This is a genomic window from Aeromonas sp. S5(2024) (assembly GCF_041403025.1).
Classification (GTDB): Bacteria; Pseudomonadota; Gammaproteobacteria; order Enterobacterales; family Aeromonadaceae; genus Aeromonas; species Aeromonas hydrophila.
This window is the reverse complement of the sequence record NZ_JBGLRI010000006.1, coordinates 1-23,001: the sequence shown is the minus strand read 5'-3', so window position 1 is coordinate 23,001 and position 23,001 is coordinate 1. Positions and strand designations below refer to the sequence as shown.

Genomic DNA, 23,001 nt, shown 5'->3' with positions numbered 1-23,001 from the left:
TTAACCTTCCAGTTCGATCTTGGTCAGGCACTCACGCAAGACTGGGCCGTACTCGGTCTTGCCGGGGCAGACGAAGGTACAGAGCGCCAGATCTTCCTCATCCAGTTCCAGACAGCCGAGTGCTTGCGCATTGTCGGTGTCGCCGGATACCAGATCCCGCAGCAGCAGGGTCGGCAGGATGTCGAGCGGCATCACCCGCTCATAGTTGCCGATAGGCACCATGGAGCGGTCACTACCGTTGGTGGTGGTAGTGAAGTTGATGAGTTTGCCCTTCATCAGGTGAGAGAGGGTGGTACGGGTGATGGAGAACTTGCTGGCGCTGGGATTGACCCAACCCAGGAACTCTTTCTCGCGACCTTCACCCAGTACGCTGACCTGATTGTGGTAGCGACCCAGGTAGTCATGTACCCCTTCGGCCTTGGCACCGCTCAGCAGGGAACCGGAGATGATGCGATTCTCGTCCGCACGCAGCTCGTTGTTGGTCAGCTGGCTGATGCAGGCGCCCATGCGGGTGCGCAGCAGACGCGGTTTGACCACGTTCGGGCCGGCCAGCGCGATCACCTTGTCGGTAAAGATCTGACCGGTGGTGAACAGCTTGCCGTAGGCGATCACATCCTGATAGTTGATGTGCCACTGCACTTTCTTGGCACCGACCGGGTCCAGGAAGTGGATGTGGGTGCCGGGCAGACCGGCAGGGTGCGGGCCGACGAACACCTCTTCCTTGACTTGCGCCAGGGAAGCGTGCGGCAGGCTCGCCTCGCCCTTGCAGACGTAGACGGTGCCATCGGTCAGACGAGTCAGCACGGCCAGACCGTCGAGGAAAGCCTGGGCCTGTTCCTTGATGATCAGCTCCGCACTGGCAGCCAGCGGGTTGGTGTCCATGGCGGTGACGAAGATGGCGCGAGGGGTGGAACCCACGGCCGGCACCTTGCTGAACGGGCGGGTACGCAACGCGGTCCATTGGCCGGACGCGACCAGGATCTCTTGCACCTTGCTGCGCTCGAGCTTGGCCAGCTCGGCAGACGCAAAGTGTTCGAAGGTCACCTGCTCGTCGGACCCATCGATATCGATGACAACGGATTGCAGAATGCGCTTGGCACCCCGGTTGATCTCTGAAACCACACCGGTGGCGGGGGCCGTGAATTTAACGCCGGGATTCTTCTTATCTTCGAAGAGCTCCTGACCTTTAATGACGCGATCACCTACTTTGACAAACATAGTAGGACGCATCCCCACGAACTCTTCGCCGAGTGTAGCAACACGGGTGATGGCGGGGCCATCGTAGATTACTTGCTCCGGAGCACCCAGCACGGGGATGTCCAGTCCTCTTTTAATTGTAATCATACTCACTTGCACTACCGTTAAGGGAAGACAGGTTGGTTAGCGCCGAGAAATACATCACGACGAGTTGTTGAATGAGCCCGTTGATGTTGCGGGATGATGTCGAAGAAATAAACAAATCAGCAACATACAGGGTCATTCAAAAGCGCCTGAGTTTACCACTTATGGCGAGTTGCCTGCCATGCAAAATGGGGAAAATCCCCGCTCTATCACAAAATCATCGAAATTTAATCACGCGGCTTTTTTTCACGAAACCTCAGGCGCGGCTTCGAGTTAGCCATTATTACCCAAAAATAGGTAATGGTTTTTATGTTCAAAAAAGGATTAGAAATCTTGATGTCAGGGCGGGAGGTTGGCGTCCCGTTCCACAGCCCGGGACTCCACCGGAAAACGTTTATGAATTGTTAACTAGTCGCAGATTGAGTAATCAATTCGTCAATAGCCTTAGGAGAGGCCGTTTTTGCTGACGCAGCTGGGGGTGGTCGGAGCCTGCTCCCGCTGTTGCCACTCCTGCTCGGTATAGGTATGCAGCGCCAATGCATGAATGGCCCCCGCCAACTCTTCGGCCAGCACCCCGTTGACCTGACGATGACGCCCCAGCAGCCGCTGCCCCTCGAACGCCTGGCTCACCACCACCACCTTGAAGTGGCTCTCGGAGCCCGGCGCCACCCGGTGCATGTAGCTTTCGTTGATCACTTCCAGATGGCTGGGGGACAAGGCGGCGGCCAGCTTGGCCTCGATCTGTTGTTGCATGGTCACGAGCAAAACTCCCAAAGTGGATGTCCGGCCATTGTAGCCAGGGTTGGCCGGATGACGAAATCGTCCAGAACGGGAAAATGGCGTGCTTTTCCCCCGCTGCCGTGGCGGCCGGGACTGGTGAAATTCTCCGCCCCCGCTAGAATAGCGCCACTTTGCGCCCCGTCGGCGCCCGTTACATGAATCAGCTGGACACTTCGCCTATGCAAACCCTTCTCGACACGGCCCATTGTCGCCTGACCCTGTATCGCTATCCACGCCAGCTCCAGGATCCGTTGCAGGCCTGGGACGCCGCAGACGAGTACCTGATCAACACCCTGGCAGAGGAGCCCCTCGAGCACGACGGCCCGGTCATCATCATGAACGACGGCTTCGGCGCGCTGGCCGCCTATCTGCACGACCATGCTCCCGTCAGCGTGACCGACTCCCATATCAGCGAGCGGGCCACCCTGGCCAATCTGGCCGAGAACGGCCTGGATCCCCATGCCATCCGCCTGCAGGATGCACTGGCCTCCCTGCCCGATGCCCCCGCACTGGTGGTGATCAAGGTCTCCAAGTATCAGGCGCTGCTGGAGCAGCAACTGCTGGCCCTGCGTCAGGTGGCCACCCCCGCCACCCGCGTCATCGCTGCCGGCAAGGCCAAAGACATCCACAGCTCCACTCTGGCGCTGTTTGAAAAATACCTGGGGTCGACCCGCACCTCGCTGGCCTGGAAGAAGGCCCGTCTCATTCACTGCACCCCGGCCGCTACGCCCGCCGAACGGCCCGCGCTGGCCAATCCCTTTCCCACGGTCTGGCCGCTGGAGGGCACCGACATGCTCATCCACAACCACGCCAACGTGTTTTCACGCACCAGCCTGGATATCGGCGCCCGCTTCATGCTGGACAACCTACCGATCCACAGCGCCCGCAAGGTTATCGATCTGGGTTGCGGCAACGGCGTACTGGGGCTCTCCCTGCTGGCACGGGACGCCGAGGTGGAGGTGACCTTCATCGACGAATCCCACATGGCGGTCGCCTCGGCCCGACTCAACGTCGAACACAATCTGCCGGCTGCCCTGCCCCGCGCCCACTTCCTGGTCAACAACTGTCTCGACGGCGTGGCGGTCGGCTCGGTCGACCGGATCCTCTGCAACCCGCCGTTCCACCAGTTGCAGGCGATCACCGACCATATCGCCTGGCAGATGTTCAGCGATGCCCATCGGGTGTTGCCCAAGGGCGGCGAACTCTGGATAGTAGGCAACCGTCACCTGGATTATCACAACAAGCTCAAGCGCCTGTTTGCCAACGCACAAGTCGTTGCGTCGAACAGCAAATTCGTTATTTTGAAAGCCATCAAACGCTAAACAGAAAGCTAAAGGAAACCCATGATGAAAAAGTCACTCTTGCTGCTGGCCGCCCTGATGCTGGGTGGTTGTGCGACTCACTGGCCGGAGACTGCCCTGCTCAACCCGCAGGTGATCCCCTCCAATCAGCAGTACTACTCCGGCAACCGCATCACCCTGGAAGGGGTGGACAAGCGTGAAGCCGCCTACGTCTTCTCCATCAAGAAGAAAGAGAAGGCTGCCGTGCTGGTCAACAGCGAACAGCCGCTCAACAACCTGCTGGCCGAAAAGCTGGCGGAAGGACTGCGCAGCCAGGGGCTGGAAGTGGGCAACAGCGGTACCACCAACCTGACCCTGGCCATCTCCAGCGCTGCAGTCACGGTGGAAGAGAAGACCTTCACCTATGTCACCAAGTCCCGCGTCAGCCTGCAGGTGATCGCCGATTTCCAGGGCAGCAAGCTGACCAAGCAGTTCAACATGTCCTCCAGCAAGGAAGGCCCGGGTGAGCCGAGCATGGCCGAGCTGGAATCCATCCTGAACCAGCAGCTGGGCAGCCTGCTGCAGCAGATCATGGCGGACAACGCCCTGCGCGGTTATCTCAAGGGTCAGCCAAGCTGAGCGAGGAGCGGATAGATGAAAAAACTCTGGTTACTGGCCATGCTGATCGCCCCGCTGGCGTTCGCCGGCCCCAAGGTCAGGATGGAGACCAACCACGGCAATATCGTGGTGGAACTGGCGTCCAAACAGGCGCCGCAGACGGTGAAGAACTTCCTGCGCTACGTGGCGGATGGCAGCTATGACGGCAGCATCTTCCACCGGGTGATCCAGGACTTCGTGGTGCAGGGGGGCGGCTACAACCAGCAGTTCCAGCAACTGCCGACCTTCGATCCCGTGGTCAACGAGTCCAAGGGCGGCCTGCCCAACAAGCGCGGCAGCATCGCCATGGCCCGCACCCAGGCGGTCGACAGTGCCACTCGCCAGTTCTACTTCAACCTGGTCGACAACAACAACCTCAACGCCAATGCCGGCGCCGGTTATACCGTGTTCGGCCAGGTGGTGCAGGGCATGGAGGTGCTGGACAAGCTGGCCCAGGTGCAGACCGGTTACAGCCCGATCCTGCGTGCCAATGACGTGCCCACCAGCCCCATCATCCTGAAGAAAGTGGTGCTGCTGGCAGACAAATAACGCGGAGCGGATCACATTCCGCCACCCCGCACGCTGGGTCGCCGGCGCCCCTTTCTATACTCTGGCCTTGCCCCGCTGTTCGGGACTAGGCCCACATAGAGGAGAAGGAGATTCCGGTGACCTGCAATGATTACATCGCCCAGCACGCCATCCCGCTGGCCCAGACGGTTCGTCACTTTCTGGCACGAGAGATCCCCTATCAACAGCTCGAAGATCTGAGCTGGCAGCTGTTGTCCCACTGGCAGGATCTGCCCCAGATTCCCACTGACAAGACCCCGGCCTCCGAGCAGGAGGGCGTATTCTGGCACCTGCTGCACAGCCTGCATCAATGGGATGAACAGCAGATCATCGCCGATGTCTGGCTGCGCCTGCAGCTGATGGAGTGCGCCAATTACCTGACCACGGACGGGCCGCTGCCGCGCCACTGCATCGGCCTGCGCCCCTGAATCGCGCAACGCCACCCCCGGCTTGCCTTGGCTATCCCTCTCGAACCTGACAAAATGGCGCAATTTTCCCAGAGGAGTCAGGTATTTGAACACTGTCCGTACACCGAGCTGGCGAGACTCGCTCGCCGTCTACCTTGAGACTCGGGTTCTCATCCTGTTTGCCATGGGATTCTCTTCCGGCTTGCCGCTGCTGCTGGTGTTCGGCACCCTGTCGTTCTGGCTGCGCGAAGCGGATGTCAGCCTGACCGACATCGGCTACATGAGCTGGGTGGCGCTGGCCTACGGCTTCAAGTGGCTGTGGTCACCGCTGGTGGATCGGCTGCCGCTCCCGCTGCTCTCTCGCTGGCTGGGCCGGCGCCGCAGCTGGATGCTGTTCTCCCAGTTGCTGATCGCCGCCTCACTGGTGGGCATGGCCTTCTGCGATCCCAAGACCCAGCTCGCCCAGCTGGCCCTGTTCGCCCTGCTGGTGGCGTTTGCCTCTGCCACCCAGGACATCGTCATCGACGCCTATCGCATCGAATCGGCCCCCGAGCGGCTGCAAGCGGCCATGGCGGCCTCCTACATGACCGGTTACCGGCTGGCGATGATCATGGCCGGCGCCGGCGCACTGGCGCTGGCCGCCTGGCTCGGCAGCAACAGCGGTTATGACTACAACGGCTGGCGACTCACCTATCTGCTGATGGCGGGATTGATGTCCCTCGGCGTCATCACCACCCTCTGTTGTCATGAACCGGTGATCGACCTTGCCAGCCAGAATGAGCAGCAGGCGGCCCACAAGGCCTTGTTGCTCGCCCGTGGCTGGCCCACCTCGCTGGCCGGGCTCGGCGCCTGGAGCCACGAAGCCATCTGGTGCCCGTTTGCCGACTTCTTCCGCCGTTACGGCAGCTCGGCCCTGCTGATCCTCGGGCTCATCGCCTGTTATCGCATTTCGGACGTGGTGATGGGGGTGATGTCCAACAGCTTCTACGTGGACATGCAGTTCAGCAAGACCGAGGTGGCCACCATCACCAAGGTGTACGGTGTCATCATGACCCTGGTGGGGGCCGCATTGGGTGGCGTGCTGGTGATGCGCTTTGGCACCCTGCGCATTCTGTTCCTCGGCGCCCTGCTCACCGCCAGCACCAATCTGCTGTTCGCCCTGCTCAACGAGGTGGGCCACAACCTCGAGCTGCTGACCCTGATCATCTCGCTGGACAACCTCAGCGCCGGCATTGCCACGGCCGCCTTCGTGACCTATCTGTCGAGCCTGACCAACGTGGCCTTCTCCGCCACCCAGTACGCCCTGTTCAGCTCGGTGATGCTGCTGCTGCCCAAGCTGCTGGCGGGTTTTTCCGGCCGTTTTGTCGAACAGTTCGGCTACAGCAGCTTTTTCATCAGCACCAGCCTGCTCGGTATTCCGGTGCTGATCCTGATCGTGCTGGTTGCCAAACGAGGAAGATCCTTGCTCTCGCAATCGGATAAATAGCAAGCGTTTGCGTAAAATTGGGGGTGATTAGATTCACACTTCCGAATAAAGTTCCCCGGTGCTGGTTTCTCCGATGAATTTATTTGGCTAGAATCCCTTCCGCTCCTTGTGGGCAGGCTACGGAAAACCTCAACTAACGCACAAGAGACCAATAAAATGGCCAAATTTACCAAGACTCTGATCGCTGCCGGTCTGCTGGCTGCCGCCGCTACCCCGGCCTTCGCTGCTGACTACAGCGGTGACATCCACAAGAATGACTACAAGTGGATGCAGTTCAACGTCATGCACACCATCGACCAGATGCCTTACAAGGATGCTGAAGGTGGCTACAACGATACCTACTTCGAAATGGAGTTTGGTGGCCGTTCCGGTATCTTTGATCTGTACGGTTACGTCGACGTCTTCGACATCTTCCAGAACCGTCACGACGACAAGCACAACCAAGACAACCTGTTCATCAAATTTGCTCCGCGTATCTCCATCGATGCCATGACCGGCAAAGATCTCTCCTTTGGTCCGGTGCAAGAGGTCTATATCGCCAACCTGGTCAACGTAGGTGGTCCGGATGGCCTGTTCGAAGCCATGACCGGTCTGGGTGCAGACGTCATGGTGCCTTGGTTTGGCAAAATGGGCATGAACCTGTACGCACGTCACGTTAACGAAGGCGGTGGCGAACAGGGCTGGAACGGCTATCAGTTCTCCATGAACTGGTTCAAGCCTTTCTACACCTTCTCCAATGGCAGCTTCGTAGCCTATCAGGGTTACCTGGATCACCTGTTTGATGCCAAGGACACTTCCACCGACGGTACCGCCATGTTCAACGGCCTGTACTGGCACTCCGACCGCTACGCCGTCGGTTACGGTCTGAAGTACTTCAACGACATCTACGGCATCCAGAATGGTTCCTACGGTCTGAAGACCACTGGTTTCGGCCACTACTTCTCCGTTACCTACAAGTTCTAATCGAACGGGTATCAGGGATACAAAAAACCGGAGCAGCTGCTCCGGTTTTTTTATGGCTTGCTGCCGGTAACAGGGGAGAGCCGTGCCCTCCCCCGGCCATCATCAGTCGCGGAAATTCTGGAACTGCATCGGCTGACCCAGCTCGGCGCCGCGCACCAAAGCCATGGTCTCCTGCAGATCGTCACGCTTCTTGCCGGTGACGCGCACTTCGTCACCCTGAATGGCGGCCTGTACCTTGATCTTGGAGTCCTTGATCAGCTTCACCAGCTTCTTGGCGATCTCTTTGTCGATACCCTGCTTGAACTTCACGGTCAGGTGGAAGCGCTTGCCGGAGTGAACGCTGTCACCCACGTCCATGGAGCTGTTCTCGATGTTGCGCTTGAGCAGGGCAGCGCGCAGGATCTCGACCATCTGCTTGAGCTGGAAATCGGCATCGGCCTCCAGCTTGACCTCTTCCTTGTTCAATTCGAAGCTGGCTTCGACACCACGAAAATCGAAACGGGTCGCCAGTTCACGATTGGCGTTGTCGACGGCGTTCAACACCTCGTTCATTTTGACTTCAGAGACAATATCGAATGACGGCATAGTGGGCTCCTCATGTTGCGCTATAAGGGGGCAAATCTACCAGAATTACGGCAAATTTGCTGATTTCGATGGGGCTGCTCTGCTAGAATCCCCTGCGCACAGGAATGGCGAGACCCGTTAGAACCTGTTCAACATCTGCCGCGAGAGGTCATCCACAAGGTAAGGCGCTGCGCAGGAGCCGGCATGTATATGAATATGTGAGCTACTGGTTCCCTATAAGCAAGTCTCATACAAGCCTTGATCACGACCTCGCAGCAAGATGATGAACTCGTTTCTGGTGTCCGCCAGGCGACATCTTCACTTATCCCCGGCAGGCGGTTGACTGGAATGCAGCCCCTACCTTGATTGAGTCTCTCCATGCCAAGCGGATCACGCGATTACAACCTGACACAAAGTCGACACACCTCCTCCCCCCAATGGACACTGCTGGGCTGCGGCGCCCTGGGCGGCGTCTTCGCCTCCCTGTTGACTCAAAGCGGCCAGGCCACTCGCGTCTTGCTGCGCGAGCGCCACCGCTCCACCCTGCACCCAGGCATCGACTTCACCTCGCTGGAGGGCCACACCCAGCTCATCAACATCGAGCGCGGTTTCATCAGCCAGCCCGGCCAAGTAAAACGGCTGCTGGTGATGACCAAGGCTGGCCAGGTCATCGAGGCGCTGACTCCGCTGGTGGGCCAGCTGGCGACCGACGTGCCCATCGTGCTGCTGCACAACGGCATGGGAATCGCCGAGCAGGTAGTCACCCTGTTCCCGCACAATCCGGTCATCGCCGGCGTCACCAGCCATGGCGCCATGCAGAGCGGCCACTTCGTGTTCCGCCACACCGGCAAGGGCGAAACCTGGCTCGGCCCGGTCAACGAGGCGGCCAGAGCCCACGCCGCCCTGGCTGACGATCTGGCAGCCGCCCTCGGCCAGGCCGGCTGGGATGAACAGATCCAGGCGCGCCAGTGGCAGAAGCTGGCGGTCAACTGCGCCATCAACCCGCTCACCGCGCTCTACAAGCTCAAGAATGGCGAGCTGGCCGGCCCGCGCTTTGCCGATGCCCTGCAGCAGATCTGCGTGGAAGTGGCGGACGTGATGCAAGCCGAAGGCCAGCCCACCGGCAGCGACGAGCTGCTGCGCCGGGTCATGACGGTGGTGGAGCTCACCGCCGACAATTACTCTTCCATGTATCAGGACATGGAGCAGGGGCGCGAGACCGAGATCGAGGCCATCACCGGCTTCCTGCTGGCCCGGGCTGCCAGTCACGGCATCGCGGTGCCGGTCAATCAGGGTCTCTATCAGGCCATCAAAGAGAAGCAGTGAGCCCGGCGGGCTCGCCAACGCAAGGAGCAAAGGATGAGCGTACTGGTACTGGTGGCCCCTGGATCGGAAGAGATCGAGACGGTCGCCATCGTCGATACCCTGGTGCGTGGGGCCATCGAGGTGGTGCTCGCCTCCTGTTGCCCGGCCGGGCAGCGCCAGATCCGCGCCTCCCGCGGGGTGCAGCTGGTGGCGGATTGCCACCTCGACGAGCTGGCTGACCAAGCGTTCGAGGCCATCGTCGTGCCGGGCGGCCTGCCCGGCAGCGAGGTTATCCGTGATACGCCGCGCGCCATCGCCCTGCTCAAGGAGCAGGCGGCAGCGCAGCGCTGGCGGGCAGCCATCTGTGCAGCCCCCGCCGTGGTGCTGCAACACCATGCTCTGCTGGGGGATGCCAGTGCCACCTGCCATCCCGGTTTTCAGGCCCGCCTGCCCGCGGCGCAGCTCAGCATGGCGCGGGTGGTGACCGATCAGGCCCATCGCCTGATCACCAGCCAGGGACCGGGCACCGCCATCGAGTTCGCCCTCGAGCTGGTGCGGGTGCTGCGCGGTGACGAAGCCGCCCGTGCGGTGGCCGGCCCCATGGTGTTGCCCCCCCTCGCTCCTTGAGTAAACTGCCCTCTCGCAATGACAGAGCGCCCCTTGCCGATTGGCAAGGGGCGCTCTGCGTTGGGCGGACCGCTTCACAGCCTCCCTCAGATCCGGCTCAACTGAGCATTTCGGGTCTGAGCTGCTCCATCAGCAGATGGTTGTCGCTGTAATCCACCGGGATGGCCACCACCGCCGGCCCGCTCACCGCCATGGCGGCGCGCAGGGTCGCTCGCAAATCCTCGGCGCAGGTAACGGCAAACCCGGCTGCCCCGAACGACTCGGCATAGGCCTTGAAGTTGATAGGACCGAAACTCACCCCGGAGCTGCGGCAGTACTTTTTCTCCTCCTGCATCGCCACCATGTTGTAGCCGTTATCGACCCAGATGATGTGCACTATGTTGGACTTGAGCCGCACCGCGGTCTCCAGCTCCATGCTCGACTGCATGAAGCTGCCGTCACCGGACACCGAGATGATCTTCTCCCCCGGCCGCACCATGGCGGCCCCGATGGCCCAGGGCAGCGCCACCCCCATGGTCTGCTGGCCGTTGGAGATGAGCACCTGGCGGGCCCGGAAACTGTACAGATAGCGGGCAATCCAGATGTGGAAGCTGCCCATGTCCACGCACAGGGTCATGTCCTGCCCGATGATGTCCTGCAGCTCCTTGACGATGCGCAGCGGATGGATGGGGGTGCCCCCCAGCCGGCCGGCATGTTCGGCGAGCTGATGGCGCTGGGCGCGGATCTCGCCGAGCAGCGCGGTAATGGCCGGATCCCGCGCCAGCGGCTGGTGCAGCATCCGGGTCAGCCGCGCCAGATTGGCGCTGATGGAACCCACCAGCTCCACCGCCGGGCAGTAGCTGCTGTCGATCTCCGCCGGCAGCGCATCGATGTGCAGCAGCTGGCGCTCACCGGTGCCGTTCCACAGCACGGGGTCGTATTCGATGGGGCTGTAGCCGATGCAGATCACCAAATCCGCATCCTGCAGCAGCTTGTCCCCCGGCTGGTTGTTGAACAGCCCCACCCGTCCGGCGAAGTCATCGAAATGGTGGGTATCCACCACCCCGGCCGCCTGATAGGTGCCCGTCACCGGCAACCGGCTCTTGTCGAGGAAGGCGCGCACCGCGAGGGAGTTCTCCGGTCGGCTGGCCAGCAGGCCGAGCAGCACCACCGGCTTGCGGGCCTGCGCCAGCAGACTCAGCGCCCGATCGATGCCACGCTCGTCGGCCGCCCCCGGCTCGGGAATGGCGCTCGGCACCAGGATGGCGCCATCGGCCGGCTCGTTGATGATGTCCATCGGCAGGCTGACGAAGGCGGCGCCGGGCCGCCCCAGCTCGGCGCTGCGAAAGGCGTTGGCCATCACTTCGGAGAGGGCGGATCCTGTGCCCACCTGGGCACTGAACTTGGTGACCGGCCGACACAGGCTGACGGTATCCAGGCTCTGGTGGGTCAGCTTGAGGCCGTCAGCCCGCCGCACGGCACCGCCCAGCGCCACCATGGCATCCCCTTCCGAGGTGGCGGTGGCAAGGCCGGTGATGAGGTTGGCGCAGCCCGGCCCCGAGGTCACCAGCGCCACCCCGGCCTTGCCGGTCAGCCGGCCGACCGCGGCGGCCATGAAGGCGGCATTCGCCTCGTGACGCACCACTATGGTTTCGATGGGGGAGTCCTCCAGCGCATCGAATACCCTGTCGATCTTGGCCCCGGGAATGCCGAATACCTGCTTGACCCCTTGCACCTCCAGATGGCGCACCACCAGTTCGGCCCCACAGGCCCAGTGTTGATTTTCCATGATGTCACTCCTTGTTAAGCGAAGGGCTCAGCCTTCGGCGGCGCGGATGGCGCGGTCCAGATCGGCGGGATTGAGGTCGGCCAGCTGAAAGGCCGAATTGCGGGGCAGCTCGATGTTGAGGTGTTGCACCACCGACAGCTGCAGCTGGCCGTGGCCCATGGCGTAGTCGAGGATGTGGCCGCCGCCCCGGCGATCCTCGGTGATGAAGTGCTCGTGATAACCGGCCACGTTGATCCCCTGCACGAAGGGCGGGCAACGAAAGCCCACCAGGGTGCCGCGGCGCTGGCTGAACGAGAACAGCGGCTGGGCCTCGATGGCCTCCAGCATGGGCTTGTAGGGAGGACTCTGGCAGGGGACGGTGCGCACCTGCGCCTGCTCGAACAGGCCGTCGAGTCGAAAGGCGACGAAGACGTTGTCGGTGCCCACCAACCGATCCACCCACTGGTGGATCTCCTCGCGGCTCAGGGGATGATCGAAGCGGCGCTGCAGGCAGGGGCGAAAGTGGGTCATCACCGCGAACGGGGTCTTCTGCCCGGCGCGGGCCGGGCGGGCCGAGCCGTCAGCCTTGAGCTGGTGGATCTGGCGCTCGAAGGCAATCAGCTCGCCGTCGAGCCGGTTGAAGGTCCCGAGGCCGAAGTCACCGTGGCGCAGCAGGTCGGCCATGGTGGTCTCCCCCTCGTAAACCCCCGCCAGCAGGGCACTCATCAGGGAGCTCTGGTAGACCTCGCCGCCCCCCTGGCGAGCCTGCCAGCGGGCAAACTGCTGGCTGATCTCGATGGCGCAGTCACATGACGAATTAGTTTCCATTTGGATTTCACCTCCAATCCTGTTAGGTTGGCAAATCAGGATTCAATAGTGACCAAGATCACAGTTTGATACCAATATCCAAACCCATCAGCTTCGAGACGTACCAGATATGGAATTCCGTTACCTGCGCTACCTGGTGGCCGTGGCAGACAAACAGAGCTTTACCCGCGCCGCCGAGGCGCTGGGCATGGCCCAGCCGCCGCTCAGCCAGCAGATCCGCAAATTCGAACAGGAGGTGGGCACGCCGCTGTTTCACCGGCTGACCCGCAGTGTGGAGCTGACCGAGGCGGGGCTGAGCCTCTATCAGGATGCCAAGGGGATACTGGCACAGACCGAGCAGGCCATGCAGAAGGCCAGGCGTATCGCTCGTGGCCAGCTGGGCTCGCTGCGCCTCGGCTTTGCCGGCTCCACCGTGCTGCACCCGAGCGTGCTGCAACTCATCCACGACTTTCGCCAGGCCTGGCCGGAGGTCAGCCTGCACCCCATCGAGAACAGCATGCCCAATCTGGTGCGCGATCTGGTGAGCGAAGAGCTGGATGCCGCCATCCTGCGCCTGCCCTGCAGCAGCAGCTCGGCGCTGGCTCACCACCTGATCGATGAGGAGGAGATGCTGATCGCCCTCCCCCCGCACCATCCGCTGACCGGCAGTGGTGCCATTCCCATCGAGGCGCTGGCGCAGGATCCCTTCATCCTGTTCCCTCGCGAGCTCGGGCCCGGGCTGCACGACGCCATCACCCAGCGCTGTCAGCGGGCCGGCTTCAGCCCTCGCCTCGGCAGCCAGAGCCCGCAGGTGATCTCCACCGTCGGCATGGTGCAGGCCGGCTTCGGGGTCGCCATCATCCCGCGCTCGGTCAGCGAGCTGCATCCCCACGGCGTCAGCTATCACCCTATCGCTACCGAGCCGCTCACCACCCGCATCAGCCTCGCCACCCGCCGCCATCCCCGTCAAAAAAGCCTGCAGCATCTGATTGGGCTGATCCCGCACCAGCTTTGAATCAACGTCATGTAGAACTTGATGATAAAGAGGAGAGCTTTAAAGACAAGAGCTATCGGTTTCATGGCTACACCACATCTCTATCAGCTTGGACTTGGCACTCATAATGCTATATTTTGCCGGCTCAATTTGGCTAATCAGCAATTATGTGGAGCTGGAAGCCGGCATGCTGGGAGATTCTCCCGACGCCCTGAACCATCCAATCAGGAACCCCAGAAACGTTATTAAATAGGTGAAAACCAAGATGATATTGATCAATATCTTATAGTAAACACTCTCAACCTCCTCTACCTGAGTTGGATGGAACTCATCATTCAAAAAAACAATAACACTTCCATCAGGATTTTTTTCTATACTCACAACCAAGCCAGAAAACGAATATCTTTCTGAAATCTCATCGCCATAAACATAGTGTGAAACACCACTAACAATGATGTCATTATTAATTATCGGGCTGATTACTTTTTTTACTTCTTGTCTTTTAGCAGATGGGGACGTAACCAACTCTGCTGGACCATAAAAGCTTTCATAAATCCTTCTATCTAAAACCCCGGGATCATCAACCACATATTTTGAAATGTATTCAAGAATGAATGCTGGAGATGTGTGAAAATTATATTCAATTTTCCCGGTTACGCGAACGGTGATCGGACAACTCACCTGCTTACCGAGTTTCATATTTACAAGGTATTTATAAAGTTCAGGATAACGCTCTGATAAAGCACCCTCAAAGTCAGACTCGGCACTGTAATCCATACCTATGATATGCTGAGCAGAATTTTTTATACCTTTGATGTCGATCGAACTCTTATCACGAAGACAAACTGTATCATCGGCCCCATTTGCAATGGCTAAAACACCACTTACATGAATAAAGTCTTGTGATGACAAATCGTATAACGTGGAGAAGTTATTGCTATCGACTGCTATTTCCCTATTATATTCTGTAATTCCAGTATGGATTTGGTAAGCAGGTGACTGGTATAGGTTGTGAAGCAAAACAATATGCAAAATCAAAAAAAACAATGCCAAAGCGCAGTTAAATTGACGAGAACCAAAAAGGAGGGATTGGGTACCATCTACATATTCTTTATTATTTATTCGCTCTGGGGAGAAAAATAATTCACGGTGAGTGAGCTGGCAATGGAGTCTATAACACTCCCCTGGCTGCAACTTCTTTGCGGGATCACTGACCATGTATCCATTGATGACTTTCCTTTCGCCAAAAACACTATTAGCTGGCAGGAGCAAGCACTGTCCATCAAGCACAAACAAACGGTGCAATGTTAAGACTATCCATGAATAACCGCCCAATATACCGAGTATTAGGATAGTTAATATTAACAAAGTGGGGATGCTATTTTCGAAAGAGAAAATAAAAGTAAATATTGAAAATATAGGAATGATGATATGTAAGGCTTCAAGATAGACAACATCACATTCTCTGGGCACCCACTGTTTGGACAGTTCCTCTGACTTACGAACTTCAGAAACAAGGAAAGCGCCATCTACACTGACGGCGTAGAGCGCATCTTTATAGATAAGACCCCGGATAACAACACTACGGGATGAACCCTCGCTGTAAGTGGCTGGCGGCCAATAAATAGACTCCACCCTCACGTCACCTACACAGGTATCCTGCCAACGTTGCCGCCATCCTGGCGCCAATTGACGCACGTTATAAAGACCTTCATGTTGATAGATAGTTCTATCGGTAAATCGTCGTTTGTATATCTTTCTCAGCCAAACCAGATCCGCATCAGATAACTCATCAGCAGTTTTACCCCTCACCTTCAATCGAGCAATTGCGTCATCCCTTTCCTTCTGACGCAAAGAGTTATCTGACCACCAACAAAGCAACGTCATGGCCTTGATAAGGCTTATTAAGATGGGTATAAAATAGCTTAACAATGACATCTCCTTGATGTGATGCTTGGAGTAAGAGAAAATAAAATCCTGACATTGACAAAAAAATATATTGCAACTTTAAGAGTCTAAATAGTAAAAACTGAAACATCATGGGATATAAAATATCTTGCCAAGTTATCCTCATCCCATAACTAATCTGCTTCAGGATCTACTGCACCATCTATGCTGGTCATGGCCCGGTCTATAACCTTGAGTCGTTCTCTACTAGAACAAGCGAGCTGGTAGTGATAATTGCAACTTTAGGTATCTTTCCATCTCGCCTTGCGAAGCAGATAGAGCCCACTTAGGCAGAGCAAACCGACTCATGGGGTGAAGGGGTCAACGCCTGAACGGCCTGCGGGGTTATCTCCTCCCCCAGTAACTCACGCACGTCACCCACGGTGAAGATGTTCTGGCCCTGGGCATATTGTTCCGCCAGCAGCTGGTTGCAACGGGTCAACCGCTCGCTCGGTTTGGCCCACTGCTCGGGTGGCAATGGCTCACTCCAGGCTGCCAGCTCGGGATGGGAGGCGAAGTAGCGTTCTGCAAAGCGCTGCTGCAAGCGGCTCTGGATATTGATGCGCAGTATGCCAAAACGGGTGCCGTTCAGTTCCCACCAGAGGCGGCGCAGAGGGGAGAAGGCGCTGCGGGGTATTTTCTGCTCCCGACAGAACTCCTCAATCATGCCGTCAAAGGTGACCGGGGCCGGCTCGTCGATGGCCTCTGGCCCCTCTTCCATATAACGGCGGAGCATCTCCCACTCGCCGGCCCCCACCTCTTTGCTGAGGGTGCCGACGTTCATGCCGGACCAGAAGTGGCCGGGTCGCTCGTCCGAGTTGATACCGAAAAACAGGCTTGCCATGGTCATGACACCACTCACCGAGACGGCTGAGCCCTCTCCCACCATGGCGCACATCTCTTCCCAAGGGAAAATCCGGACTTCGGTGCGCTTGGTACGCTTGTCCCAGCGCGACAGCATCACTTCGCGGCGCTGGCGGTGAAAACGGAACGGGAATACTCGGCGAAGTTGTTGTTGATGCTCCCACAACATTTTTAATGTCAAAAACAAGGCAAAACCGGGCCCCATTCCTAGTAACACAACGGCACCCAGCAGATTCATCCAGCTAAACTCCATCACCCACTGGTTATGCCCTACCCAGACCTCCTGATAGTTGCCAGCCCAGACGCCAGCCCAGCCCTGTTCATCACTCATCCCATTGTCGGGTGGCCCCCAAAATGCAAAAGAGAAAAGAACGAATCCGAGCACCCAAAACGAATAGAGTATTTGGGTTTGAAAGAGAGAGCCGCCCGCCCCCCCCAGCTCGATATAGTGGGGGTGCTTTTTGGTCAGCCAGTCGGTGCGGCGCACCGGTGGCACATTGGTCATCACCGGCAGGGGGCTGAATACGGTACGGGCGCCGAAGCGCTCCTGGCGGTGCTGGCCGGCAAAAAATGGCAATGTTGAGTGTTTCATCCGTGCTCTATATCGATGCTGTCAGGTGGGTGGCAGTCACATCCCACCAACGATGGTATCCATTAGGGTGCCAACGCCTGAGCGGCCTGCGGGGTTATCTCCTCCCCCAGCAACTCACGCACGTCACCCACAGTGAAGATGTTCCGGCCCTGGGCATATTGTTCCGCCAGCAGCTGGTTGCAACGGGTCAACCGCTCGCTCGGCTTGGCCCACTGCTCGGGTGGCAATGGCTCACTCCAGACTGCCAGCTCGGGATGAGAGGCGAAGTAGCGTTCTGCAAAGCGCTGCTGCAAGCGGCTCTGGATATTGATGCGCAGTATGCCAAAGCGGGTGCCGTTCAGTTCCCACCAGAGGCGGCGCAAGGGGGAGAAGGCGCTGCGGGGTATCTTCTGCTCCCGGCAAAACTCCTCAATCATACCGTCAAAGGTGACCGGGGCCGGCTCATCGATGACCTCGGGCCCCTCTTCCATATAGCGGCGGATCATCTCCCACTCGCCGGCCCCCACCTCCTTGCTGAGGGTGCCGACGTTCATGCCGGACCAGAAGTGGCCGGGTCGCTCGTCCGAGTTGATACCAAAAAACAGGCTCGCCATGGTCATGACACCACTCACCGACACCGCAGAGCCCTCTCCCACCATGGCGCACATCTCTTCCCAGGGGAAAATCCGGACTTCGGTGCGCTTGGTGCGCTTGTCCCAACGCGACAGCATCACCTCGCGACGCTGGCGGTGAAAGCGAAATGGCAACACCCGGCGCAACTGCTGCTGATGCTCCCATAACAACTTACCTGTAAATAACAGAGCAAATCCTGGGCCCGTAACCAATCCGATAATGGCGCCTAACAAGTTCATCCAGCTAAATTCCATTACCCATTGGTCTGGTCCCACCCAGACCTCCTGATAAAGTCCGGCCCAAACACCAGCCCAGCCATGCCCATTGCTCATGCCATTTCCAGGGGGTCCCCAAAATACAAAAGAGAAAAGAATCAATCCAAGAACCCAGAACAAATACATCAATTGGGTTTGCAAAAGTGAGCTGCCAGCCCCCCCTAGTTCGATATAGTGGGGGAGCTTCTTGGTCAGCCAGTCGGTGCGCCGTACCGGCGGCACATTGGTCATCACCGGCAGGGGGCTGAATACGGTACGAGCGCCGAGGCGTTCCTGGCGGTGCTGGCCAGCGAAAAACGGCAATGGGGAATGTTTCATAGGTCCTCGTTATCGGTTCAGCAGGGGTTGCAACTGGGCCACTATCTTGCCACGGGTCAGGGGGAAGTTGTCATCCTCCTCCAACGCTTCCACCTGGCTCCAGCCCGGCTCATCCCCGGCCAACTTGGCCTCTTCCAGCCCCTGCAACTGCTGCAGATTGAGGGAGAAACGCAGACCCCCCTGCTCCTCAAACAACTTGTTTCCCTCCGCCGTGGTGACCGAGACCACCAGATGCAGCCACGCCATGCGACGTCTGCTGACATCATCCTGGGGCCAGTCGAAGTCGAGTCGGGTATACAACCCTTCCTGAGCAACAGGAGCAGTCTGGCGAAAGTGGTCGGTGAAATCGACCAGCTTTCCCTCGCTCTTTACCAGAACGGCAAGTTTAACCTGCTCGGGAGCTGTCATGGGCAGCAGGATACGCAGCTGAGTCAACACCCGTTGCTGTACCGGCACATCCACGATGGTGCCCACCATCAACCGCTGCTGCGTCTTGGTCTCGGTGTTGTACTTAATCCTCAGGCGCGGGGTCTGCATCACCTCCTGCCACTTGCGCAGTTGCATATCGTACTTCCACTCCTTGTTTGCATGCAGAAATGGCAGCATGCCGCGTTTGCCCCAGCGGGACTCGCTGGCCCAGCGCATCAGCGGGGTCGAGGAGAGGAAGTTGTAAGCCAGCTCGCCACTGAAGATCAGGGCACTGGCCAACCACATATAAGGGTTGAAGCGCACCGCAAAGCGCAGCGTGACGGCGGCGGCCCGCTGCCAGCTGATCTCCCCAGCGATGGCGGCCATGGTCATCCGCCCCCCAGCGAACGCGATTTTGCCGCTGGCATAAGTCTGCAAGCTATCACCACTCAGGGTAATCGCGGAGGCGACCATGGGCTCCCACTCTCCCCGGCGCCAATGGCGAGTTATCTGAGAAATTTGTTTATAGCCATCAAACAGTGCTGATGCGAAACCAAAGCCAGCGACTACCATACTCCCCACCGTAACCATCCGACCGGCCGCCTTTAGGCTGCTCTCTGCCCCCTCGTTAAGCCAGCGACAATAGGCGGCGGTGCGCACCACTTCGATACTGAGGGCCAATGCAGCTCCCACCAACCCCAGAGCTGAAGACCATACATCAAAATTCTGTGCCATAGTGTTCTCGCTCTTATGCGCCAGATCCCCCGCTGTCTTGGCGAAGTTAAACCAGTTGGCCATCAGCACCACCAGACCCAGGCTGCCGCTGAGGGTTGCCCCCCCCAAGGCGGGTCTGGCCGCATTGCCAAACAGCACCTGGTTGCGCAAGGCGGCGCGACTCAAACGTAAATGCTCTTCTATCTCGGTCAGGGTCGCACCGCTGGCCTTGATCACGATATGGGATACGGGGTGTGGCTCGCCGGGACGGGCCACCGGCTGGCTGTGTGCAAACACCTGCTCGCGCAGCGCCGCACTTTCACGCTGCACCGCGGCCCACTCGGCATTGGCGCTAGCTCTAATCTTGCTGTCGGTGGCGGTACTCTTGCTCGCCTTGTTGTATGCAGTGGTGGCAGAGTCAGCCCGTTCGCGCAGCGTCTCCAGCGTACCCAAGGTTTTCTGCTGCCACTGCGTGTAACCAGCATCACTCTGAGTGCCAATATCCAGGGTGACGGCCGCATTCTTCGCCTGACCCAGCAGCATGGCAATAGTGCCGGGTCTGGCATGGCGCAGCAGGCTATCTGCCTGCCCCTGGGCTGCATATATCCGTTCAGCCATTTTTTGCAGCTCGGGGATCGCCAGACGGCCGAGTTCCGACGCCAGCCTGCTCATGGAGCCTTGCAACTGTGCAGGGACGCTGTCTATGAGCTTGAGATGCATGCCCGCCATCTGTGCCTGAAACTCCTTGAGGCCAGCCAGGCCATCGATCAGAGCACTGGTACTGTCCTTCACTCCCAGCGCGTTGTTGATGTCTCCTGCAAGCCCGTCATAGTCTTCAACGGTGGCGATATTGTCGGCGTTGGATACCCAGAGATGGGTGTTCTGCTCACCGAGGGTGGCGAAAAATGCACTGACTTTCTGTCTGTGTTCCGCATCGTCTCCCAGACCGAGCAACCAGTGATATTCCAACTCCAGCCGACGTTTGAACTGCTCCTGTACCTCTTTGTCATAGACGGGAATGGCCGTGTAGGCCGCTGGCAACATGGCAACCCTGTCGGTTTCGAGCTGGAAACAGGTTTCCCGCCAATGGGTGACCTTGGCCTGAGCAGGCCCGTACCAGGCGCGCATGGCCTCCTCATCAATACGCTCCAGGATCCCTCGTGCTATCCGCATGCCCATCCAGCTTTCGCCGTAGAGCAGGTCTTTCTTCTGCTCACCGGCGCGGTCAAACATCGCCTTTAACTCTTGGCTGGAGACGCCTGCTTCCTTTGCCATCACGTCGTTCTTGGCCAGCTCGGAACGATAGGCTTCGAACGTCTTTTTATCGCCAAACGGCGATGCACTGGGACGATTCATCTTCTCCAATGCGGCTTCATAGTCTTGCTTGGCCTTCCAATAGCCGCGATAGCGATTCTCCAACGCGTTGGGATGGGCCTTGCTGTACTCGGCCAACTTTTGATTGTCCGCCGACTGCATCAACAAGAGGTCATCGCTCATTTCAATCAGTTGGAGCAACTGAGCGGCAGCAAAGTAATCCGCCCGGTTATAACCTTCGGCCATCCACAGCTCTTCTTGCTCCACCATCGCCTGATAGGCGCTGGCCAACTCTGTCATCAGACCGATCGGATCCTCCAGCAGCAGGATGGCGGCCTCCCCCTGGTAAGCAGGCAGTATTTTGCTAGTCAATACGCTAGCACTTTGCGTTTTTGGCATTTGGGTCAACCAACACCACTGATCGGTTTTGGCATGACTGCTTTGCTGCGGATGTGCCTCTGCCAGATGCTTCTCAAGCGGCTCAGGTGGCAGCAGATGTCTAGACCCATTTTGACAATCAAAACCGCCCAACTGGCAGGTTTGCATCATCTTTTGACGCAGCTTGGGGGAGCGCAGCAGCTGGCCTTGCAGCTTGGGCGAGATCTTGGTGCGACTGTAAAGCACCTGCACAGAACCGGAACGACTGACCACTATGGTAGAGTCCGATTCCTGATAAACAAACGCCTCCTTGCCTGAGGCGGATGCCAGCCCTTTCTGCTCCAGCTTGGCAACGCCCCCGTTCTCCGCCAATTGATAGGCATGGATGATATCGGGGCGCTTGCTGTGGATCAGATAGAGATAGCTCGTCTCGTCAATCAATCGGATCCCGACGGGGCGGTACTTGATGCTGGCAGCATGGTTGCTGGCTATGGCTGGATGGACCGTTTTCTGTTCAACCAACGCATAACGAACCGGTAATAGTTGAATCTTGTTTTTCTTCAATGGGCAAGTTTTTGTGCTCCCCTGAGCATTGGCACTGCTTGCTGCTGCAGCGTCTTGATTAGCACTCATATCTCAGTTCCCATTCTATGTTGTGTCTCGGCGAGCTCGGCGGCTTGCTCAATTCTCTGTGAGGGGGTGAGTGAAGACGTACGCATGATCAATGCCGTGATGGCCGGATAAGCGTCACTTTCCTTCCAGGCAGTGCCGAGGTAACCCAGTACATTGAAGAAAAACAACAGGTCCCTTGGGCTTTCGAACCCTTTGCCATAGCCCCATTCAGCCCACTCTGCTACCCACTGGCGAGCATCAAGCTGTTCACCCAGACGTTCTGGGAACCATTTCCCCATATGGCGCCAGATATCATTTAGGGTGTTCAACCAGGTTACCTCTCCAAGACGTGTCCACTGGACATCACTCAGACGTAGCAACTTGCCAACTGGCCGTTCCGACGTGGAAACCTTTTTGTTCCACCATTCGGCAGGGGAGTTTGGGCGCAGCAACTTGTGCACAGGGATCCATACCTGCTCAATAGCCTGCCAAAGCCAAGGCTCGTCATCGATCAGTAAGCGAAACATGCCATCGGGTTGAGCCATCTTGAGCAAAATGCAACTACCGTAAGGGCTTTCGACCTCGATCAATTGGCGTAGCCGCTCCGCGAGTGGTAATAACGGGAGCCGCGAGGAAAGGAGATACCCCCACCCCTCTTCTCCGTGGGCATACCAATCGAGCAGTGCTGATGACGCCTCAACCAAGCAGGGAGAGGCTTCTCGCAGGGCATCCCAAGGTGCATAGAGATATATAGGTTGATAGGTAGGGCTATCGGTTACCTCAAACAACTGCCGTTCAAGCTCGGGGATCTGCCCGCCATCGAGCAGCAGATAAAGGTGCTCTCCTTTGGCCAAATCAAACTCGGGCAAAACCATTACTGGCTCTCCCCCTTGGCCAGCTGTTCACAAATTTCACAGACCGGTTCTGCCGATTTCAGCGTTGCGATCTGACGTGCGGGGTCCATGGGAGGCGGTGGCGCCACCACCTCAACCGCTCCGGGCTGGATCGGCATCTGACCACCCCAGCCAGAGCCAGACCCCGGGCTGCCGCCTGAGTTCATCTTGATGGAGCCGCCCGAGAGGGTGACACCACTCGGGTCGATTTTGACAAAACTCCCTCCCACCTTGAGGGTCAGCTCGGCACCAGCCTCCATCACTATCTTCATGCCTGCTTTGTGGTGCGCCTCGCTTCCTGCCTCCACCAGCAGGGACTGGCCGAGCTTCTGGTGCAGGCTGGCATTCACGGTCAGGGAATAGTCGGCCTTGATGTGATCGCGTTTCTCTCCATTGACGGTGAGATGGTCATTGGCCTTGATGCGGGTCACCCGCTCATTGTCGATGTCCCTGTGTTCGTCGTGCTTGATGTGCCAAGCGGCATCATTCTCGATAAGCACGTTCAGGTCTTTCTGACCGTGGATATAAATCTCTTCCTGTGCCGCCTGG

The 23,001-nt window shown here is 58.3% G+C and carries 19 protein-coding genes and 1 pseudogene; 9 read left to right on the top strand and 11 right to left on the bottom strand.

From position 1 onward, the window contains the following. Together ACB032_RS13245 and ACB032_RS13240 are read right to left on the bottom strand one after the other, a co-directional pair. Window positions 1-1,344, bottom strand: coding sequence for a Na(+)-translocating NADH-quinone reductase subunit A (locus ACB032_RS13245; RefSeq protein ID WP_011705061.1), 1,344 nt, complete (start codon window positions 1,342-1,344; stop codon window positions 1-3). A 441-nt stretch (window positions 1,345-1,785) separates the two neighbouring features. Then, on the bottom strand, window positions 1,786-2,094 hold the full coding sequence (locus tag ACB032_RS13240; RefSeq protein ID WP_011705060.1) for a BolA family transcriptional regulator: 309 nt from the start codon (window positions 2,092-2,094) through the stop codon (window positions 1,786-1,788). Window positions 2,095-2,300: 206 nt separating this feature from the next. Here ACB032_RS13240 and ACB032_RS13235 point away from each other — a divergent pair, with 206 nt between their 5' ends. The 6 genes from ACB032_RS13235 (at window position 2,301) to ACB032_RS13210 (ending at window position 7,481) form a co-directional block, all read left to right on the top strand. Next, window positions 2,301-3,443, top strand: a complete 1,143-nt coding sequence (locus ACB032_RS13235) for a methyltransferase (protein WP_371138077.1) — start codon at window positions 2,301-2,303, stop codon at window positions 3,441-3,443. Between the two features lie 24 nt (window positions 3,444-3,467). Continuing rightward, on the top strand, window positions 3,468-4,040 hold the full coding sequence (locus ACB032_RS13230; protein WP_011705058.1) for a YajG family lipoprotein: 573 nt from the start codon (window positions 3,468-3,470) through the stop codon (window positions 4,038-4,040). Window positions 4,041-4,055: 15 nt separating this feature from the next. Next, window positions 4,056-4,607, top strand: a complete 552-nt coding sequence (locus ACB032_RS13225; RefSeq protein ID WP_005303575.1) for a peptidylprolyl isomerase — start codon at window positions 4,056-4,058, stop codon at window positions 4,605-4,607. A 116-nt stretch (window positions 4,608-4,723) separates the two neighbouring features. Then, window positions 4,724-5,053 (top strand): hypothetical protein, encoded by a 330-nt coding sequence (locus ACB032_RS13220; protein ID WP_241416618.1) that lies wholly within the window; start codon window positions 4,724-4,726, stop codon window positions 5,051-5,053. Window positions 5,054-5,138: 85 nt separating this feature from the next. Further along, window positions 5,139-6,518 carry an MFS transporter gene (locus ACB032_RS13215; RefSeq protein ID WP_371138076.1) on the top strand — a complete coding sequence of 460 codons (1,380 nt, stop codon included), beginning with the start codon at window positions 5,139-5,141 and terminating at the stop codon, window positions 6,516-6,518. A gap of 156 nt (window positions 6,519-6,674) precedes the next feature. Beyond that, on the top strand, window positions 6,675-7,481 hold the full coding sequence (locus ACB032_RS13210; RefSeq protein WP_171282339.1) for an outer membrane protein OmpK: 807 nt from the start codon (window positions 6,675-6,677) through the stop codon (window positions 7,479-7,481). Window positions 7,482-7,583: 102 nt separating this feature from the next. On the opposite strand, the gene ACB032_RS13205 is transcribed toward ACB032_RS13210, so the two are convergent. Beyond that, window positions 7,584-8,066 (bottom strand): YajQ family cyclic di-GMP-binding protein, encoded by a 483-nt coding sequence (locus ACB032_RS13205; protein ID WP_016349839.1) that lies wholly within the window; start codon window positions 8,064-8,066, stop codon window positions 7,584-7,586. Window positions 8,067-8,423: 357 nt separating this feature from the next. Here ACB032_RS13205 and ACB032_RS13200 point away from each other — a divergent pair, with 357 nt between their 5' ends. Next, on the top strand, window positions 8,424-9,371 hold the full coding sequence (locus ACB032_RS13200; protein ID WP_039214334.1) for a ketopantoate reductase family protein: 948 nt from the start codon (window positions 8,424-8,426) through the stop codon (window positions 9,369-9,371). Between the two features lie 33 nt (window positions 9,372-9,404). Next, window positions 9,405-9,977: a DJ-1 family glyoxalase III gene (locus ACB032_RS13195; RefSeq protein WP_253626663.1), complete on the top strand. Its 573-nt coding sequence runs from the start codon at window positions 9,405-9,407 to the stop codon at window positions 9,975-9,977. Window positions 9,978-10,074: 97 nt separating this feature from the next. On the opposite strand, the gene alsS is transcribed toward ACB032_RS13195, so the two are convergent. Together alsS and budA are read right to left on the bottom strand one after the other, a co-directional pair. Next, window positions 10,075-11,745 carry an acetolactate synthase AlsS gene (gene alsS / locus ACB032_RS13190; protein WP_282465360.1) on the bottom strand — a complete coding sequence of 557 codons (1,671 nt, stop codon included), beginning with the start codon at window positions 11,743-11,745 and terminating at the stop codon, window positions 10,075-10,077. A 27-nt stretch (window positions 11,746-11,772) separates the two neighbouring features. Further along, window positions 11,773-12,552 carry an acetolactate decarboxylase gene (budA, locus tag ACB032_RS13185; RefSeq protein ID WP_371138075.1) on the bottom strand — a complete coding sequence of 260 codons (780 nt, stop codon included), beginning with the start codon at window positions 12,550-12,552 and terminating at the stop codon, window positions 11,773-11,775. A 109-nt stretch (window positions 12,553-12,661) separates the two neighbouring features. Here budA and ACB032_RS13180 point away from each other — a divergent pair, with 109 nt between their 5' ends. Beyond that, window positions 12,662-13,546: a LysR family transcriptional regulator gene (locus tag ACB032_RS13180; RefSeq protein ID WP_171282335.1), complete on the top strand. Its 885-nt coding sequence runs from the start codon at window positions 12,662-12,664 to the stop codon at window positions 13,544-13,546. 144 nt (window positions 13,547-13,690) lie between these two features. Here the strand turns inward: ACB032_RS13180 and ACB032_RS13175 are convergent, their stop codons facing one another. The 6 genes and pseudogenes from ACB032_RS13175 to ACB032_RS13150 form a co-directional block, all read right to left on the bottom strand. Next, the gene (locus ACB032_RS13175; protein WP_371138074.1) at window positions 13,691-15,463 is read right to left on the bottom strand and encodes a hypothetical protein; all 1,773 of its coding nucleotides are present in this window, start codon (window positions 15,461-15,463) and stop codon (window positions 13,691-13,693) included. 295 nt (window positions 15,464-15,758) lie between these two features. Beyond that, window positions 15,759-16,667 (bottom strand): hypothetical protein, encoded by a 909-nt coding sequence (locus ACB032_RS13170; RefSeq protein WP_253264637.1) that lies wholly within the window; start codon window positions 16,665-16,667, stop codon window positions 15,759-15,761. A 323-nt stretch (window positions 16,668-16,990) separates the two neighbouring features. Next, on the bottom strand, window positions 16,991-17,710 hold the full coding sequence (locus ACB032_RS13165) for a hypothetical protein (protein ID WP_239053971.1): 720 nt from the start codon (window positions 17,708-17,710) through the stop codon (window positions 16,991-16,993). A 432-nt stretch (window positions 17,711-18,142) separates the two neighbouring features. Continuing rightward, window positions 18,143-21,580, bottom strand: coding sequence for a toxin VasX (locus ACB032_RS13160; protein WP_371138073.1), 3,438 nt, complete (start codon window positions 21,578-21,580; stop codon window positions 18,143-18,145). After that, window positions 21,577-22,434 (bottom strand): DUF4123 domain-containing protein, encoded by an 858-nt coding sequence (locus ACB032_RS13155; protein ID WP_371138072.1) that lies wholly within the window; start codon window positions 22,432-22,434, stop codon window positions 21,577-21,579. The genes ACB032_RS13160 and ACB032_RS13155 overlap by 4 nt, the downstream gene beginning before the upstream one ends. Beyond that, a pseudogene (locus ACB032_RS13150) lies at window positions 22,434-23,001 on the bottom strand (type VI secretion system tip protein VgrG); the annotation flags it as partial. The gene ACB032_RS13155 and the pseudogene ACB032_RS13150, both read right to left, overlap by 1 nt.

What these genes read in the sequence shown, in the direction of transcription:
- ACB032_RS13245 (WP_011705061.1), bottom strand. Translation starts at nt 1,344, where the DNA reads ATGATTACAATTAAAAGAGGACTGGACATCCCCGTGCTGGGTGCTCCG.
- ACB032_RS13240 (WP_011705060.1), bottom strand. Translation starts at nt 2,094, where the DNA reads ATGCAACAACAGATCGAGGCCAAGCTGGCCGCCGCCTTGTCCCCCAGC.
- ACB032_RS13235 (WP_371138077.1), top strand. Translation starts at nt 2,301, where the DNA reads ATGCAAACCCTTCTCGACACGGCCCATTGTCGCCTGACCCTGTATCGC.
- ACB032_RS13230 (WP_011705058.1), top strand. Translation starts at nt 3,468, where the DNA reads ATGAAAAAGTCACTCTTGCTGCTGGCCGCCCTGATGCTGGGTGGTTGT.
- ACB032_RS13225 (WP_005303575.1), top strand. Translation starts at nt 4,056, where the DNA reads ATGAAAAAACTCTGGTTACTGGCCATGCTGATCGCCCCGCTGGCGTTC.
- ACB032_RS13210 (WP_171282339.1), top strand. Translation starts at nt 6,675, where the DNA reads ATGGCCAAATTTACCAAGACTCTGATCGCTGCCGGTCTGCTGGCTGCC.
- ACB032_RS13205 (WP_016349839.1), bottom strand. Translation starts at nt 8,066, where the DNA reads ATGCCGTCATTCGATATTGTCTCTGAAGTCAAAATGAACGAGGTGTTG.
- ACB032_RS13200 (WP_039214334.1), top strand. Translation starts at nt 8,424, where the DNA reads ATGCCAAGCGGATCACGCGATTACAACCTGACACAAAGTCGACACACC.
- ACB032_RS13195 (WP_253626663.1), top strand. Translation starts at nt 9,405, where the DNA reads ATGAGCGTACTGGTACTGGTGGCCCCTGGATCGGAAGAGATCGAGACG.
- alsS (WP_282465360.1), bottom strand. Translation starts at nt 11,745, where the DNA reads ATGGAAAATCAACACTGGGCCTGTGGGGCCGAACTGGTGGTGCGCCAT.
- budA (WP_371138075.1), bottom strand. Translation starts at nt 12,552, where the DNA reads ATGGAAACTAATTCGTCATGTGACTGCGCCATCGAGATCAGCCAGCAG.
- ACB032_RS13180 (WP_171282335.1), top strand. Translation starts at nt 12,662, where the DNA reads ATGGAATTCCGTTACCTGCGCTACCTGGTGGCCGTGGCAGACAAACAG.
- ACB032_RS13175 (WP_371138074.1), bottom strand. Translation starts at nt 15,463, where the DNA reads ATGTCATTGTTAAGCTATTTTATACCCATCTTAATAAGCCTTATCAAG.
- ACB032_RS13170 (WP_253264637.1), bottom strand. Translation starts at nt 16,667, where the DNA reads ATGAGTGATGAACAGGGCTGGGCTGGCGTCTGGGCTGGCAACTATCAG.
- ACB032_RS13160 (WP_371138073.1), bottom strand. Translation starts at nt 21,580, where the DNA reads ATGAGTGCTAATCAAGACGCTGCAGCAGCAAGCAGTGCCAATGCTCAG.
- ACB032_RS13155 (WP_371138072.1), bottom strand. Translation starts at nt 22,434, where the DNA reads ATGGTTTTGCCCGAGTTTGATTTGGCCAAAGGAGAGCACCTTTATCTG.